Raw genomic sequence first — 17116 nt, forward strand, 5'->3', positions numbered from 1 at the left:
CTGTCCTCTCCGGCTGTCGGACTACCCGAACGGCAGTTGCCCTGAAACGGCCGGCGAAGCCCGGCCGTTGGCATTTCCAAACCGCCCGCGAGCATCATGAACGCCAAACCCTATTCCGAAGCCTGCGAGCAGAACAAGGAACCTATTTTGGCCGTGCTACGGCGGTTTTTCATCGAGCCGGGCTTTATTTTGGAAATCGGCGGCGGCACCGGCCAGCACGCGGTTCATTTCGCCCGCGCGCTGCCCGATCTCGACTGGCAAACCACCGATCTAGCCGGCGCTCTACCCGGCATACAGTTTTGGTTCGACGAAGCCGGCTTGCCCAATCTGCGCCCGCCGCTGGAACTCGATGTCTGCCGCGAGCCTTGGCCGGTGGCGCGCGCCGATGGCGTGTTTTCGGCCAACACCGCTCACATCATGGCCTGGAGCATGGTGGAGTGCCTGTTTCGCGGCGTCGGCCGACTGTTGAAACCTGGCTGCCCCTTCTGCCTGTACGGGCCTTTCAACTACGGCGGTCAGTACACCAGCGTCAGCAACGCCCAATTTGACCAGTGGTTGCGGGCGCGCGATCCGGAAAGCGGCGTGCGCGATTTCGACGACCTCAACCGGTTGGCGGACGCAGAGGGATTGCGGCTGCTGGCCGACTGTCCGATGCCGGTCAACAATCGAACCTTGGTATGGGTTCGAGAGTGAGACTGTAACGGTTTGACGCGAAAGCCGCCTCGTCGCGTGTCGCGACACCCCCACCAAAACCGGCGACGGCGCAACCTCCGGTAGCAGATCGCGAAAAGCGTCCTACACTTTCGGTTTAGGGGCTTTGAGCGGTTTTTAAAATCCTGCTCAGTTTGGGTTTTCCAGCACATCGTTGTCGATCTGGAGGCGACCCACGACATGCCAGGCTTACCTCTGACTCCCGCCGTTCCAGCATCGGCTTCGCCGCCGCTGGTGGGCATCATCGCGAATCCGGTTTCGGCGCGCGACATCCGGCGCATCGTCGCCAACGCCAGCAACCTGCAACTGGCGGATCGGGTCAACATCGTACTGCGGGCGCTCAGCACTCTGGCGGCTGTCGGCGTCTCGCGGGTGCTGATGATGCCGGATCGGGCCGGCATCCGCGCCATGCTCTCGCGGCACTTGCAGCGCGAGCACAACCTCCATCATGTATTTCCACGGGTCGATTTCCTGGACATGGAGCCGACCTCGACCGTGGAAGACACCTTTCTGGCCGCCCGCCTGCTGCGTCAGGCTGGGGCGGTGGCGATCATCGTACTCGGCGGCGACGGTACCCACCGCGCGGTGGTGCGCGAATTGATCGATGGCGGTGCTAGCCCGACGACGATCCCCATCGCCGGACTGTCCACCGGTACCAACAACGCCTTCCCCGAACTGCGCGAATCCAGCATCACCGGCTTGGCGGTGGGTCTGTACGCCACCGGCCGACTCGACGCCGCGCAGGCGCTAGCGCCGAACAAACTGCTCGAAGTGTCAATCAGCGGCTCCGATGGCGCGGTGAGACGCGATATCGCGCTGGTCGATGCGGTGATTTCGACCGACCGCTACATCGGCGCGCGCGCCCTGTGGAAGCCGGAAGGGTTACACAGCGTCTTTCTGACCTTCGCCGAGCCACAAGCCATCGGCTTGTCGTCCATCGGCGGGTTACTGCATCCGGTCGCGCGCACCGCGCCGGGCGGTCTATCGGTGCAACTCGCCCAAGATCCGGCCCGGCGGCGCATCGGCCTGTTGGCCCCCATCGCACCGGGCACGGTGCGCGAGATCGGCGTCGAACACTTCCAGCCGATGCCCGCCGGCCAGCCGTTCGCCGTCGGTTTGGACGCCGGGGTGGTCGCGCTCGATGGCGAGCGCGAGCTGGCGTTTGATTCCGGCGAGCGCGTGACGGTGACTTTGCGCGAGAGCGCTTTTTCCACGGTGGACGTGGCCCGCTGCATGAGCATCGCGGCGGCGGCGGGCCTGTTCCACCTTCCTTCCTGACCCCAGTCGAGGAGATCCTTATGGCAGACCATCCCTTTCCGTTAGCCAAGGACGAATTACTGGCCGCATACCGGCGGATGCGCACCATCCGCGAGTTCGAGGAACGCTTGCACATCGATTTCGGGCGCGGCGATATCCCCGGCTTCGTCCACCTGTACGCCGGCGAGGAGGCGGCCGCCGTCGGCATCATGATCCATCTGGGCGACGGCGACCGCATCGCCTCGACCCATCGCGGCCACGGCCACTGCATCGCCAAGGGCGTGGACGTGACGGCGATGATGAAAGAAATTTACGGCAAGAAGGGCGGTTCCTGCGAAGGCAAGGGCGGTTCCATGCACATCGCCGATCTGTCCAAGGGCATGATGGGCGCGAACGGCATCCTCGGGGCCGGCGCGCCACTGGTGTGCGGCGCCGCGCTCGCCGCCAAATATCGGGCTAAAAAAGGTCAGCCGAGCGATGTGGCGATCAGTTTCGTCGGCGATGGCGCGAGCAATCAGGGCACCTTCCTGGAAAGCCTGAATCTGGCGGCGGTGTGGAATCTGCCGGCGATCTTCGTGGTCGAGAACAACGGTTACGCCGAATCGACCTCGCGCGACTACGGCACCGCCGTCGATAGCTACGTGGATCGCGCCGCCGGCTTCGGCCTGCCCGGTATCACGGTGGACGGCACCGATTTCTTCGCCGTTTACGAAGCCGCCGGCGAAGTCATCCGCCGGGCGCGCGAAGGCGGCGGCCCTTCCCTGCTCGAATGCAAGATGGTGCGCTTCCACGGCCATTTCGAGGGCGACGCGCAAACCTACCGCGCCAAGGGCGAACTCGAAGACATTCGCGCCAACCGCGATTGCCTGCGCGCCTTCGCAGCGGCGGTGGTCGGGGCGAAGGTCGTCACCGAAGCCGAATTGCAAGCCATCGACCACGAGGTGCTGGGCCTGATCGAACACGCGGTCACCGCGGCGAAAGCCGCCCCGCTACCGACCGCCGCCGATCTCACGACCGACGTTTACGTTCGTTACTGAGCCGCACGGCGCGCATTCGCGCGGAAGGAGACCGAAATGGCACGAAAAATCAGTATGAAAATGGCGATCAACGAAGCGATCGATCAAGAAATGAGCCGCGACCCGACCGTGATCATGATGGGTGAGGACATCGTAGGTGGGGCCGGTGGCGAGGGCGAAAAAGACGCCTGGGGCGGCGTGCTCGGGGTGACCAAGGGCTTGTACGCCAAGCACGGCGACCGCTTGCTGGATACGCCTCTGTCCGAGAGCGCCTACGTCGGCGCGGCCATCGGCGCGGCGGCCTGCGGGATGCGCCCGATTGCCGAACTGATGTTCATCGACTTCATGGGGGTCTGTTTCGACCAGATTTTCAATCAGGCGGCCAAATTCCGCTACATGTTCGGCGGCAAGGCCGAAACCCCGGTGGTGATCCGGGCGATGGTCGGCGCGGGTTTTCGCGCCGCCGCCCAGCACTCGCAGATGCTGACGCCGCTGTTCACCCACATCCCCGGCTTGAAAGTGGTCTGCCCCAGCACCCCCTACGATACCAAGGGCCTGTTGATCCAAAGCATCCGCGACAACGATCCGGTGATCTTTTGCGAACACAAAAACCTGTACGGCTTCGAAGGCGACGTGCCGGAAAAGAGTTATACGGTGCCGTTCGGAGAAGCCAATGTGGCGCGCGACGGCAAGGATGTCAGCATCGTCGCCTACGGGTTGATGGTGCATCGCGCGCTGGAAGCGGCGGCGCTGCTGGCGAAGGACGGCATTGAGGCCGAAGTGATCGACTTGCGCACCCTGTCGCCGCTGGACCTGGACACGGTGCTGGAAAGCGTCGAAAAAACCGGTCGCCTAGTCTGCGTGGACGAAGCCAGCCCGCGTTGCAACATCGCCACCGACATCTCGGCGCAGGTGGCGATGCAAGCCTTCGGCGCGCTGAAGGCCCAGATCGAACTGGTGACGCCGCCGCATGTCCCGGTGCCGTTTTCGCCGGCGCTGGAAGACCTCTATATCCCCAGCGGCCCACAGATCGCCGATGCCGCGCGCCGCACCCTCAAGAAGGGGAAAACCTGATGGCTGGTCCGATCACGCCCATCGTCATGCCGAAATGGGGCCTGTCGATGAAAGAAGGCACCGTCAACGGCTGGCTGGTCGAAGAAGGCGCGACGATTGAGGTCGGAATGCCGATCCTTGACGTCGAAACCGACAAGCTGGCGAGCAATGTGGAAGCCGCCGACGCTGGGCTGCTGCGGCGGCGCATCGCCCAGGAAGGCGATGTGCTGCCGGTGAAAGCGCTGCTGGGGGTGATGGCCCCGACCGAGGTCAGCGAGGAGGAAATCGACGCTTACGTGGCGGCCTACGTCGTGCCGGCCGCCGGCGAGGGCGAAGCAGAGGAAGGCGCGGTTTTTCAGACCGTCACGGTCGATGGCATCGGCGTGCGTTACGCCCGGCGCGGTCTCGAATCAGGCACGCCGGTGTTGTTCATCCACGGCTTCGGCGGCGATCTGGATAACTGGCTGTTCAATATCGATGCGGCCGCCGAGCATTCGCCGGCCATCGTGCTCGACTTGCCCGGCCACGGTCAGAGCGACGTCAAGCTGCCGGGGACGACGCTGGCCGCGCTCGCGGCTTTCGTCGCGCGCTTTCTGGATGCCATTGCCGTCAAACAGGTGCATGTGGTCGGGCATTCGCTGGGCGGGGCCATCGCCGCGCAACTGGCGAGTGACGCCCCCGACCGCGTTGCCAGCGTCGCGCTGATCAGTCCGGCCGGCTTTGGAGCGGAGATCAATGCTGATTACATCGACGGGTACGTTGAAGCGCAGTCGCGCCGCGAGCTAAAACCGGTGTTGGAGCTCCTGTTCTTCGATCCGTCGCTGGTGAGCCGGCAGATGATCGACGATATGCTGAAGTACAAGCGTATGGACGGCGTGGAGCCGCTGCTGGCGGAACTCGGCGCGGCATTGTTCAAGGACGGCCGGCAGACGGCGCAAATCGCCGCCCCGCTGGCTAGGAGCGGCAAGCCGGTGCTGGTGCTTTGGGGGCGTGACGACCGAGTGATCCCATCGGCGCACGCGGCCAACGCGCCCGAGGGGGCAACCGTTAAAATCCTCGATGGGGCCGGCCACATGGCCATGCTGGAGAAGGCGCACGAGGTCAATGCCGCCATTAAGGCGCACGTCGGCGGTTGAGGAACCAAGCCCGTTCCATCTGTCACTCATTAACCCGCATGGCGGTTTCTTTCGGTCGCCATGCGCTTTCACTCGGAGGCCGATATGGTTTTGCTCGAATTTCAAATGGCTCCACATGTCGCCTCGGAAAGCGTCAGCCAGTACGTGGCGCAGATTCTCGACATCGTGGATCAAAGCGGCGTGGCTTACCAACTCACGCCGATGGGTACGATCCTTGAGGGTGAATGGGACGAGGTGATGGCGGTGGTAACCCGCTGTTTCAAGTATTTGGCGGAACACCACAACCGCGTCGGCACCCACATCAAGATCGACTATCGCGCCGGCCCGGCCGGCCGCCTAACCAGCAAAATAGCGTCGGTAGAAAACAAGCTTGGACGCAAGCTCTCGACTTGAGCCCGCGTCGCCGAGCGACGCTTTCAATCCTCCGATCCTCGTTCAATTAGTCTGCCGGAGACCGCGCGAGCGTCGAAATCGCCGGATCTCCGCTTGTTCAGCTCATTTTAACGGCTTTGCACCCCGCCTTTCAGCCCCGACGCCTTCAGCCGCCCGCGGCGAAAATCGCAACACGCTTCATGCACTGTAACGCCTTGGCACAGTACCCGTGACAGTCCCTGTCACGATTATTTCGCGATCTTCGCGCGCGGGACGGCCCCCGCTTCCTACAAACGAATTTTTTCCATTTTTAATCGTGATCTAACAAAAGCTTAAAAAATTTAGGATCGAGCGCTCAGGTTGGCGCGCTTGTTGATATGGCCTTCCTCAAGCCGGCGTGCGCGTATCCGTTGCTCGACCGGCGTTTATAAAACGATTGCCGGGCGCTTCGGGCATTACCGACCGAACCCGCACCAAAGGCAACGTCCCGCCACCGGCGGGAAAAACGACACGGATATTGAGCCGTGTCCGTAACCCTACGAGGAGGTCAACCGTGGAAGCTCACAAACTTTGGCAGTTCCCGATTAAAGAATTTCACCGCATCCCGCGCGGGTTGCTCGGTCCCGGCGCTTACGAAATGATCGGCGTCGAAGCTAAAAAACTCGGCTTCAAGCGCTGCTTGGTCTCGACATCCGGCCTGCGCGGCACCGGCATCGTGGAAGATGTCGTCGGCAAGATCAAATACCGCGATATCGATGTCGTGCTCTATGACAAGGTGGAATCCAATCCCAAGGATTACAACGTCATGGACATGGCCGACCTTTACACGCGGGAAAAGTGCGACAGTTTCATCTCCATCGGCGGCGGCAGCGTGACCGACGCCACCAAGGGCGCGCGGATCGTGGTGTCCCACGACGGCCGCAACGTCAACGAATTCGACGGCTTCAACAAATCCGACAACCCCAACAACCCGCCCCACATCGCGGTCAACACCACCGCCGGCACCGGCTCCGAAACCAGTTGGGCCTACGTCATCACCGACACCACCTCGGAAAAAGCCCCGTATAAATGGCTCGGCATGGATGAAAACGTCCCGGTGACGCTGAGCATCAACGATCCGGTGCTGCATTTCTCGATGCCGCCCGATCTGACCGCGTTTTGCGGCTTCGACGTGCTGGCGCACGCCTCCGAACCCTACGTCTCGCGGATCGACTTCATTCCGAGCTTGGGCAGCGCGCTGCTCGGCATCGAAATGGTGGCGCAAAACCTGCGCCGCGCGGTGTACGAGCCGCTCAATTACGAAGCCCGCCTCAACATGATGTATGCCTCTTACATCTCGGCGCAGGCGTTCAACAGCGGTGGCCTCGGCATCATCCATTCGATTTCCCACGCGGTCAGCGCCTTCTACGACTCGCATCACGGCCTGAACAACGCGGTCGCCCTGCCGCGAGTCTGGGAATACAACATGCCGACCAACTACAAACGCTTCCGCGACATCGCCAAAGCGATGGGCGAAAACGTGGACGGCCTGTCGGATGTCTCCGCCGCCGAACGGGCGGTCGAAGCGGCGATCCGCTTGAGCAAGGACTTGCAAATCCCCGCCAATTTCACCAGCGTCGGCGCGTACACCAAATCGCAGGTGGGCAAGGGCCGCTACGCCGAATTGGGCGGGCCTAAGATCGTCGGCGATGACCGGGACGTGGATCGCATCACCAAACATGTGCTGGGAGACGGCTCGACGCCGGGCAACGCCCGCGATTGCAGCTACGAGTCGGTAGCGCCGGTCGTTCGCCACTCCTTGACCGGCACCTACTAAAACGGGTTGCCGCTTGGACTAAGCTCTTTTACAGAGCATTTCCCTAAAGGTCCGACCCGCCAGTGGATGACCGGCGGGTCGGACCCGGAGTCGGCGCATGTTCGAATCCATCGAGCAGACCATCGCGCGGCTGCGCGAACAGCAGTACATCTGCGACCGCAAGCTGGCGACGGTCGCTTTTCTCGCCTTGCAAATGCAAAAGCCGATCCTGATCGAAGGGCCGGCCGGCGTGGGCAAGACCGAACTGGCCAAGGTGGTGTCCGCCGCGCTGGGGCGCTCCCTGATCCGGCTGCAATGCTACGGCGGGCTGGACGAGGCGCACGCTTTGTATGAGTGGGAGTACGGCAAGCAACTGCTCTACACCCAAATCCTGCGCGATAAGATCGGCGGCTTGTTCGAGGGGGCCGACGGCCTGCGCGAAGCGGTCGCGCGCTTGGACCTGCACGAGGACGTGTTTTTTTCCGAACGTTTTCTAGTGCGTCGCCCCATCTTGCAAGCCATCGACTCGCCCGATCCGGTGGTGCTGTTAATCGACGAACTCGACCGCGCCGAGGAGCAGTTCGAAGCCTTCCTGCTGGAAGTGCTGAGCGATTTTCAGGTCACCGTGCCGGAGATCGGCACGGTCAAGGCCAAGACCATCCCCTACGTCATCATCACCAGCAACAACACCCGCGATCTGAGCGACGCCCTCAAGCGCCGCTGCCTGCATCTGTTCATCGACTATCCCGACGAGCCGCGCGAGTTGGAAATCGTCCGCCTCAAGGTTCCGTCGCTGCGAGAGGCGCTGGCGGCGCAAGTGGTCGCGGTGATCCGCCGCTTGCGCGCCTTGGACCTGCGCAAGGCTCCCAGCATCAGCGAAACTCTGGATTGGGCGCGGGCGCTGGTGCTGCTGGACGCCGACGCCCTGACGCCGGCCTTGCTGGAGGAAACGCTGCACTTGCTGGTCAAGTACGAGCGCGACACCCAGCGGGTCAACGAGCAATTGAACTGGATCGCCGAACCGATTCAGGCGTCCGCGCCGCCGCAAGACCCAACCTCATCCTTCAGCGCGCCGCCCCCGCTCCAGCCGCCGCAACAGCCGGCCGAGCCGGATGCGAACTTTTTGGAACAGCGCCGACAAGAACACGCCGCCCGCTACTTCACCAGCTATCGCGGCCGCACCGACGGCCGCACCGGCGGGGCGTGATGGACGCCGCCATCAACCGCTTCATCTTCCTGCTGAAACGGCGCGGCGCGCGGATTTCGCCCGCCGAATCGCTGGATGCCATGCAGGCGCTGACGCGGGTGGCGCTGGACGACCGCGACACGGTGCGCGCCGTCTTGCGCTGCACCTTGATCAAAGACCTGCGCGATGGATCCATGTTCGAGGAACTGTTCGATCAGTTTTTCAACCTGCCCAAGCGCGACCCGGACGCCGCGCCGGCGAGCGAGCCGCCGCCGCAACCCGAAGCCGCGGTGCAACCGCCGCAGGCCACCGAGGCGCAAGACGGCGCGAGCGGCCGCCCGGACGGCGACAACGCGCACGAGGACGCGCTCGACATCCGGGATTATTTCGACCCGTCGCAAATGGCGACCCACTTCAACACCCATCAAGACCCCGACGATTTCAGCTTGAGCGAATTCGGGCAAAATCTGGTGCTGAGCCGCCGCCGCGAACTGCTGGATCAGGCGTTGCGCAACGCCGTGCAACTGCTCAAGGCGCGGCGGGTCAAGCACGCCCGTCGCGCCGGCGAACTGAATCTCGACGAGGCCATCGCCGCGCTCGACGCGGATCTGATCGCCGACGCCGTGACCGATCTCCTGGACGAATTGAGCGACGCCGACCTCGACGAGGGTTTGCTGCAACAATTATCCGCCCGCGTGACCGGCGGCATCGCCCACCTGCCGGAACTGCTGAAACGCCATCTGGAACGCGAGCTGGCCTTGCGTCAGGAATCGTTGACGGTGGCCGACCGTCCGAACCGGCCCCGGCCCGACTACCGCTTCACCGAACAGGAGCGGCGGGACATGAGCGAGATCGTGCAGCGGCTGTGCCGGCGGATGCGCGGGGCGCGCTCCTACCGGCGACGCATCAGCCACCAAGGCCGCATCAGCGTACCGCTCACCCTGCGTCGTAACATGAAATATGAAGGCATTCCGTTTCAGCCGGTGCTAACCCGCTACCGTGACGAAAAACCCCGGCTGGCGGTGATCTGCGATGTGAGCCTTTCGGTTCGCAACACCGCACGCTTCATGCTGCATTTGGTCTATAACTTACAAATGCTGTTCGAGCGGGTGCGCAGTTTCGCCTTCGTCAGCGATCTGGTGGAAATCAGCCCCTACTTCGACCAGCTCGGCATCGACGAGGCCATCGCCGCCGTGTTCGACGGCGGCTTGCTCGACACCGAAGTGGACAGCAATTACGGCCGGGCCTTGGAACGGTTTCACAACCGCTATCTATCGGCGGTCACCGCGCAGACCACCGTCATCATCCTCGGCGACGGCCGCGGCAACCGCAACCCGCCCCAGGTGTGGGCGCTGGAGGCGATCCGCCGCCGGGCCAAGCAATTGCTGTGGCTGTCGCCGGAGTCGCGCGGCAGTTGGCGGCTGGGCAGTTGCGACATGCCCTTGTATGAATCGGTCTGCCATCAGACCGAGGTCGTCCGCAACTTGCAGCAGCTCGGTCAGGTGACCGAGAACCTGCTGCGACAGTCGGTCGTTCGGCCTTGACCGGGGAGCACGCGATCTCATGATGCTATCGCGCCACCGTCACGCTCTGTTGGTGGAAGGCTTGGAGCAACGCGCCACGCCGCTCGGCGTCAGCGCGCGCTTTCAGCTATACACCCTGAATTCGATGCCGCCCGCCGACGAGTTCGTCATCGTGCACGACTTCCAACCGGATCAGATCGACAACAACCTCGGCCATCATGTCGTCACCGAATTGCTGCCGCTGCTGACCGCCCACCGCCATCGCATCGACAGCGGTTATAGCGAGCAGGATCTGTTCGAACGTTCGGTCGGCGACATCGTGCGCTCGATGACCGGCAATGAGGGTTCGGCGTGGCGGCTGTTTTACGCCAACACCCTGAACGCCACCCAAGCCAGCGCCGGTTTGGGAGCGGCGCCCGGCGTTCCCGACGGCCGGGCTGACGACTTCATCGGCTTGTTCGGCGCGATCTACCGTCATGCCCTGGAGCTGATCGGCGCGACGCCGGCCTTGACCGCGCCGCCGACCGTGCTCGATGTGGCGACCTGCTTCGGCTTCTTTCCCTTGCTGTTGGCGCAAGCTCGCGCCGGCGCGCTGGGCGAGATCACCGGCTGCGATCTCAACCCGGCCCTGATGGCCTTCGCCAACGATTTTGTCGCCCACAATCCCTCGCTTGCGGTGCGTTTCGGCGTGGCCGACATTCTGGCCGGAGACATCGAACGAGAGCTAGCTCCGCTGCCGGCCCGCTTCGATGTGGTGACCGCCCTGCACCTGCTGGAGCATCTCGAATCCGAACAAACCGAGGCGGCGCTCGCCAACTTGTGGCGGCTGACCGCCAAGCGCTTGATCGTCGCCGTGCCGTTGGAGGCCGTACCCGACCCGCGTTACGGCCATCGGCAGGTTTTCGAGCGCGAGCGGCTGCTGGCGCTGGGTCGAACGCTCGGCGGCCGCCAACACTATTTCGAGTATCACGGCGGTTGGCTGGTCGTCGACCGATCCCGCGCCACAGCCGGACCGACGAGGCTCCAGCGCCCTATCTAACCAAGAAGACGAGACCTGAACTCGCCGAATTTAACTACCAAAACCGTAGGAGAAACGACATGTTATATGCATCGCCCGGTCAGTCCGGTTCCAAGGTCAGCTTCAAGAAGCGCTATCACAACTTCATCGGCGGGCAGTGGGTCGCGCCCGCGAAAGGCGAGTATTTCGAAAATATCAGCCCGGTGACCGGCCAAGCGTTTTGCGAGATCCCGCGCTCCAGCGCCGAGGACATCGAGCAGGCGCTGGACGCCGCGCACGCCGCCGCCGACGCCTGGGGCCGCACCTCGGCGGCGGAACGGGCCAACCGGCTCAACCGCATCGCCGACCGGATGGAGGAAAATCTAGAAATGCTGGCGGTGGCCGAAACCTGGGACAACGGCAAACCGGTGCGCGAGACGATGGCGGCGGACATGCCGCTGGCGATCGACCATTTCCGCTACTTCGCCGGCTGCATCCGCGCCCAGGAAGGCTCGCTGTCGGAGATCGACGACAACACCGTCGCCTACCATTTCCACGAACCGCTGGGCGTGGTCGGCCAGATCATCCCGTGGAATTTCCCGATCCTGATGGCGGTCTGGAAGCTGGCTCCAGCCTTGGCCGCCGGCAACTGCGTGGTGCTGAAACCGGCCGAACAGACGCCGGCCTCGATTCTCGTGTTGCTAGAACTGATCCAGGACGTGCTGCCGCCCGGCGTGGTCAACGTGGTCAACGGCTTCGGCGTCGAAGCCGGCAAGCCGCTGGCCTCCAACCGGCGCATCGCCAAGATCGCCTTCACCGGCGAAACCACCACCGGCCGGCTGATCATGCAATACGCCTCACAAAACCTGATCCCGGTCACGCTGGAACTGGGCGGCAAGTCGCCCAACGTGTTCTTCGCCGACGTGTGCGCCCAGGACGACGACTTTTTCGACAAAGCCATGGAAGGTTTCGCCATGTTCGCCCTCAATCAAGGCGAGGTCTGCACTTGCCCGTCGCGGGCGCTGATTCAGGAATCGGCCTACGACAAATTTATCGAGCGCGCGATCAAACGAGTAAAAGCCGTCAAGCAGGGCCATCCGCTCGACACCGATACCATGATCGGCGCGCAAGCCTCCTCCGAGCAGATGGAAAAGATCCTGAGCTATCTCGACATCGGCCGGCAGGAAGGCGCGGAATGCCTGACCGGCGGCCAGCGGACCGAACTGGGTGGGGAACTGAAGAGCGGCTACTACATCCAGCCGACCGTATTCCTGGGCAACAACAAGATGCGGCTGTTCCAGGAAGAAATCTTCGGGCCGGTGCTGGCGGTTTCCACCTTCAAGGACGCCAACGAGGCGCTGGCCATCGCCAACGACACCCTCTACGGCCTGGGCGCGGGGGTGTGGAGCCGCGACATGAACACCGCCTACCGGATGGGACGCGGGATCAAGGCCGGCCGGGTCTGGACCAACTGCTATCACCTGTATCCGGCGCACGCCGCGTTCGGCGGTTACAAGCAATCCGGCATCGGCCGGGAAAACCACAAGATGATGCTCGATCACTACCAGCAAACCAAGAACCTGCTGGTGAGCTATAACCCCAAGGCCATGGGCTTCTTCTAACCGGTCGCGCGCCCCGCCCTCTCCCGTAACCGGGAGAGGGCGCGAGAGCGCGTTTCACTCCGACGGCGTGGAGGCTTTGCCATGACCACCGTTGCTCGCGTGTTGGCATCAGACGCGGCCCTGGAACTGATCGCCCGGCTCAAGGCCAAGCACGGCCCGCTGATGTTCCACCAGTCGGGCGGCTGCTGCGACGGCAGCTCACCGATGTGCTACCCCGAAGGCGATCTGCTGGTCGGCGACGGCGACGTGCGCCTGGGCGAAATCGGTGGCTGCCCGTTCTACATGAGCGCGCCGCAGTTCGAGTATTGGAAACACACGCAACTGACCATCGATGTCGTTCCCGGCCGGGGCGGCATGTTTTCCCTGGAAGGCCCGGAAGGGCTGCGCTTTCTGACCCGTTCCCGGTTGTTCACCGACGATGAATGGAAAACGTTGGAAGCGGAGCCGGTCTAGCCGGACCCGCCGGCGTTTGCAACGACATCTCAAGGGTTTCCCATGACTACAGCGCTTTTAGTGGTGGACATTCAGAACGATTATTTTCCGGGCGGCGCCATGGAACTGGCGGGCGCGGATCAGGCCGGCGCGCGCGCGAATGACGTGCTCGACGCTTTCAGGAAGAAGGCGTTGCCGATCTTCCACGTCCAGCACCTCGCCATCCATCCGGGGGCGACGTTCTTCTTGCCCGGCAGCCCCGGCGCGGACATCCACAACTCCGCGCGGCCCCACGGCGCGGAGCCGGTTTTTCAAAAGCACTATCCGAACAGCTTCCGGGAAACGCCCCTACTCGATCATTTGCGCCGGAACGGCATCGACCGTCTGGCCATCGTCGGCATGATGACCCACGTCTGCATCGACACCACGACGCGCGCCGCCGCCGACCTCGGTTTCACCTGTCAGTTGGCCGGCGATGCCTGCGCGACCCGGACGCAATCGTTCAACGGCGTGACGGTTCCCGCCGAAAGCGTGCAAGCGGCCTTTCTCGCCTCGCTCGACGGCTGGTTCGCCAAGGTCATGCCGGCCCGCGATTTATGTGCCGCTTTATAACTCACTAACAACCGAACAAGCTCACTGAAGGAGGATGTCATGCCCAAGTATCTGATCGAACGCGAACTGCCCGGCGCGGGCAAGCTGTCGCCCGCCGATTTGAAAGCCGTCTCGCAGAAATCGTGCAGCGTGCTCCGCAACCTGGGGCCGCAAATCCAGTGGGTGCAGAGCTACGTCACCGACGACAAAATTTATTGTGTCTACATCGCCCCGAACGCCGACATGGTGAAACAGCACGCCGAACAGGGCGGCTTTCCGGCCAACAAGATTTCCGAGATCAAGGCCGGCATCGATCCGACCACGGCCGAAGTCTGACGCACCGTTCCAACCGCCGGCCTCCGTCCGGCGCGCGGACTGTTTTCACCGACGCAGCGGAAACGATCAGCCATGAGCTACGACCTGTTTCGCCAAGGATTGAACGCCCCGATCTGCCTGACCTGGGAGATCACCTACGCCTGCAACCTGCGCTGCGTCCATTGCCTGTCCTCATCGGGGCATCGCCGTCCCGACGAGTTGAGCACCGTTGAAGCCAAGCGGCTGATCGACGAATGGGCCGAAATGAAGGTGTTCTACATCAACGTCGGCGGCGGCGAGCCGATGAGTCGCAAGGATTTCTTCGAGCTGATGGATTACGCCCTAGCGCGCGGCATCGGCGTCAAATTCAGCACCAACGGCTCCCTGATCGACGAGAAAGCGGCGGCCTGGATCGCCGAGCGGGATTATCTGGACGTGCAGATCAGCATCGATGGCGCGACCGCCGAGACCAACGACCCGGTGCGCGGCGATGGCTCGTTCCTGCGCGCCTCGAACGCCATGACGCTGCTGGCGCGGCAGCAGTTCCCTTTCAAGATCAACGCCACCGTCACCCGCCACAACTATCCGCAACTCGACGATTTGTACGCCCTGGCCCAACAGCACAGGGCCGAGTTGCGGCTGACCCGGCTGCGGCCCACCGGTCGCGGCGCGGATGTTTGGCGCGACTTGCGCCCGACCCACGAGCAGAATCGCGGACTGTACCAGTGGCTTTTGAACCATCGGGACGTGCTGACCGGCGATTCGTTCTTTCACCTTTCGGCCTACGGCCAGCCGCTGGAAGGACTGAATCTGTGCGGGGCCGGACGCATCGTCTGCTGCGTCGATCCCGTCGGCGAGGTTTACGCCTGTCCGTTCCTGCTGGCCCCGGAATTTTCCGCCGGCAACGTGCGCCAACCGGGCGGCTTCACCGACATCTGGCGCGGTTCCAAGCTGTTCGCCCACCTGCGCGGCTGGCAAGTCGGCGGCGGCTGCCAGCACTGCAACGCCTACAGCCTCTGTCACGGCGGCTGCATCGCGGCCAAGCATTTCACCGGTCAATCGCCAGACGCGCCCGATCCCGATTGCATCTATCAACCCGCCGATCAACCGGCGACGGCTTGAGAGGGCCGCCATGAAACCGCCGTCCGAGACCCGTTTCGATGCGTTGTTCGCGCCGCTGGCGCTGGGGCGCAAAACCGCGCCCAACCGCTTCGTGTTCGCGGCCCATCAAACCAATTTCGCCACGCACAACCGGCTGACCGAGCGTCACGCCGCCTACTACGCGGCGCGGGCGGCGGGCGGCGCGGGCTTGATCGTGCTGGAAGGCAGCATCGTCCATCCCTCGGATTGGCCCTACGAATACGCCGTGTTCGGTTACGAACCCGCCGTGGTGGACGGCTATCGACTCGCGGCGGAGGCCATCCACCGCCACGGCGCGCTGGCGCTGGCCCAGTTGACCCACAGCGGAATGCAGGGCACCAGCCACTACTCGCAACGGCCGCTGTGGGGGCCGTCGCCGGTGCCGGAAGTCAACAGCCGCGAACTGCCGCAAGCGATGGAGCTGGAGGACATCGCCGCCGTGGTCGAAGGCTTCCGCCAAGCGGCCCGTTACGCCCTCGACGGTGGACTCGACGGGGTCGAACTCAACGCCGGCCAAGACAGCCTGATCCGCCAATTTCTCTCCGGGCTGACCAACCAGCGCGGCGACGAGTACGGCGGCACGCCGGACAACCGCTTGCGCTTCGCCCGCCAAGTCATTCAAGCGGTGCGCGAGGAAGCGGGTCGAGAGGCCGTCGTCGGCTTGCGCTTGGCCGGCGACGAGCACGCGCCTTGGGCCGGGATCAAACCGGAGGATGCGGTCGAGATCGCTGGCTCGCTGGCGGCCGACGGTCTGCTGGATTTCATCAGCGTCACCAGCGGCGGCATTTACACCGGCCACCTCACCCGCCCCGGCCTGTATCAGCCGCCCGGCTTCGCCGTCCCCCTGGCGGCCGGCATCAAGGCGGCGGTCGCGCTGCCGGTGTTCGCGCAAGGCAGCATCGTCGATCCGGCGATGGCCTTGGAGATCGTGACCGAAAACAAAGCCGACGCGGTGGAGATGACCCGCGCCCTGATCGCCGAACCCGAACTGCCGGCCAAACTGCGCCGGGGCAATCTCGACGACATCCGACCCTGCCTGCTCGCCAATCAGGACAACATCATCGGACTGGTGCAGAACCCGCGCCTCAGTTGCGCCAACAATCCCGCCGCCGGCTATGAGAACGACGCCGAATTCGCGCCGCTAACCCCCGCCCGCAACCCGCATCGGGTGCTGGTCGCGGGCGGCGGGCCGGCCGGGCTGGAAGCGGCGCGGGTCGCCGCCCTGCGCGGCCATCGCGTCACCCTCTACGAGCGCGGCCAACGCCTCGGCGGCGCGCTCCGGTTAGCGGCGATGGCTCCCGGTCGCGAGCGCTTGGGGCTGGCGGTCGATTGGCTGGAAACCCAAATTCGCAAGCTGGACGTGTCGGTGCGCTTCGGCGTCGAGGTCACCGAAGCGCTGGCGCGGCAAGAGCAGCCGGAGGTGGTGATCGTGGCGGTCGGCAGCCGACCCGGCCGGCAAGCCGGGGTCTCCTTCGCCGAGGACGCGCCGGTGGCGACGCCGCGCCAAGTATTGAGCGGCGACGTGCCGGCCGCCTCCGGCCGGGCGGTGGTGCTCGACACCTTGGGCGATCCGGTCGGCATGGCCGCGGCCGAATGGCTGAACCAACGCGGCTGGCAAGTGGAGGTGGTCACCGGCGATATGTTCGTCGGCCAGCGGCTGACCGCCTCCTTGGAGCTAACCGCCTGGAACCAGCGCGCCGCCGCTCGCGGCGTCGCGTTGCGCCCGCAGTTTGAAGTCCTGGAAGTCACCGCCCGGAGCGTGATCGGCGTCGACCGTTTCGACCGCCAGGAAATCCGCCTCGACGATATCGATCTGGTGGTGGATGTCGCGCCGGAGGTCCCGGATGAAGCCTTGTATTTCGCCCTCAAGGCCAGCGGCGCGCGGGTGATCCGGGCCGGCGACTGCGTGGCCCCGCGCTATCTCGCCCAAGCGCTCTTGGAAGGCTACCGCGCCGGTCGGGAGATTTGAC

General features: G+C 64.1%; 16 protein-coding genes. All 16 read left to right on the forward strand.

Annotated elements, in window-relative coordinates; translation table 11 throughout:
- Nucleotides 1-96: 96 nt before the first annotated feature.
- Nucleotides 97-693: a DUF938 domain-containing protein gene (locus IPK09_05655; protein ID MBK7983104.1), complete on the forward strand. Its 597-nt coding sequence runs from the start codon at nt 97-99 to the stop codon at nt 691-693.
- A gap of 198 nt (nt 694-891) precedes the next feature.
- Nucleotides 892-1989 (forward strand): NAD(+)/NADH kinase, encoded by a 1098-nt coding sequence (locus tag IPK09_05660; protein MBK7983105.1) that lies wholly within the window; start codon nt 892-894, stop codon nt 1987-1989.
- Nucleotides 1990-2009: 20 nt separating this feature from the next.
- The gene (locus IPK09_05665) at nt 2010-3005 is read left to right on the forward strand and encodes a thiamine pyrophosphate-dependent dehydrogenase E1 component subunit alpha (protein MBK7983106.1); all 996 of its coding nucleotides are present in this window, start codon (nt 2010-2012) and stop codon (nt 3003-3005) included.
- 36 nt (nt 3006-3041) lie between these two features.
- Nucleotides 3042-4058 (forward strand): alpha-ketoacid dehydrogenase subunit beta, encoded by a 1017-nt coding sequence (locus IPK09_05670; protein MBK7983107.1) that lies wholly within the window; start codon nt 3042-3044, stop codon nt 4056-4058.
- A complete protein-coding gene (locus tag IPK09_05675) occupies nt 4058-5173 on the forward strand; it encodes an acetoin dehydrogenase dihydrolipoyllysine-residue acetyltransferase subunit (GenBank protein MBK7983108.1) in 1116 nt (371 codons plus the stop codon). Before IPK09_05670 ends, IPK09_05675 begins: the two co-directional genes overlap by 1 nt.
- Nucleotides 5174-5257: 84 nt before the next feature.
- Entirely contained in the window at nt 5258-5566 is a 309-nt protein-coding gene (locus IPK09_05680; GenBank protein MBK7983109.1) for an MTH1187 family thiamine-binding protein, read from the forward strand.
- A 532-nt stretch (nt 5567-6098) separates the two neighbouring features.
- Nucleotides 6099-7361, forward strand: a complete 1263-nt coding sequence (gene mdo, locus IPK09_05685) for an NDMA-dependent methanol dehydrogenase (GenBank protein ID MBK7983110.1) — start codon at nt 6099-6101, stop codon at nt 7359-7361.
- Nucleotides 7362-7458: 97 nt separating this feature from the next.
- Nucleotides 7459-8547: a MoxR family ATPase gene (locus IPK09_05690; GenBank protein ID MBK7983111.1), complete on the forward strand. Its 1089-nt coding sequence runs from the start codon at nt 7459-7461 to the stop codon at nt 8545-8547.
- Nucleotides 8547-10070: a VWA domain-containing protein gene (locus IPK09_05695; GenBank protein MBK7983112.1), complete on the forward strand. Its 1524-nt coding sequence runs from the start codon at nt 8547-8549 to the stop codon at nt 10068-10070. The genes IPK09_05690 and IPK09_05695 overlap by 1 nt, the downstream gene beginning before the upstream one ends.
- A 19-nt stretch (nt 10071-10089) precedes the next feature.
- Nucleotides 10090-11088, forward strand: coding sequence for a class I SAM-dependent methyltransferase (locus tag IPK09_05700; protein ID MBK7983113.1), 999 nt, complete (start codon nt 10090-10092; stop codon nt 11086-11088).
- A 59-nt stretch (nt 11089-11147) separates the two neighbouring features.
- On the forward strand, nt 11148-12668 hold the full coding sequence (locus IPK09_05705) for an aldehyde dehydrogenase family protein (protein ID MBK7983114.1): 1521 nt from the start codon (nt 11148-11150) through the stop codon (nt 12666-12668).
- Nucleotides 12669-12749: 81 nt separating this feature from the next.
- The gene (locus tag IPK09_05710; GenBank protein ID MBK7983115.1) at nt 12750-13121 is read left to right on the forward strand and encodes a DUF779 domain-containing protein; all 372 of its coding nucleotides are present in this window, start codon (nt 12750-12752) and stop codon (nt 13119-13121) included.
- 42 nt (nt 13122-13163) lie between these two features.
- Nucleotides 13164-13712, forward strand: coding sequence for a cysteine hydrolase (locus IPK09_05715; protein ID MBK7983116.1), 549 nt, complete (start codon nt 13164-13166; stop codon nt 13710-13712).
- Between the two features lie 39 nt (nt 13713-13751).
- The gene (locus tag IPK09_05720) at nt 13752-14027 is read left to right on the forward strand and encodes a DUF4242 domain-containing protein (GenBank protein ID MBK7983117.1); all 276 of its coding nucleotides are present in this window, start codon (nt 13752-13754) and stop codon (nt 14025-14027) included.
- 72 nt (nt 14028-14099) lie between these two features.
- The gene (gene mftC / locus IPK09_05725) at nt 14100-15128 is read left to right on the forward strand and encodes a mycofactocin radical SAM maturase (GenBank protein MBK7983118.1); all 1029 of its coding nucleotides are present in this window, start codon (nt 14100-14102) and stop codon (nt 15126-15128) included.
- A 10-nt stretch (nt 15129-15138) separates the two neighbouring features.
- Nucleotides 15139-17115: an NAD(P)-binding protein gene (locus IPK09_05730; protein MBK7983119.1), complete on the forward strand. Its 1977-nt coding sequence runs from the start codon at nt 15139-15141 to the stop codon at nt 17113-17115.
- Nucleotide 17116 lies beyond the last annotated feature (1 nt).

Source organism: Candidatus Competibacteraceae bacterium (assembly GCA_016713505.1).
Classification (GTDB): Bacteria; Pseudomonadota; Gammaproteobacteria; order Competibacterales; family Competibacteraceae; genus Competibacter_A.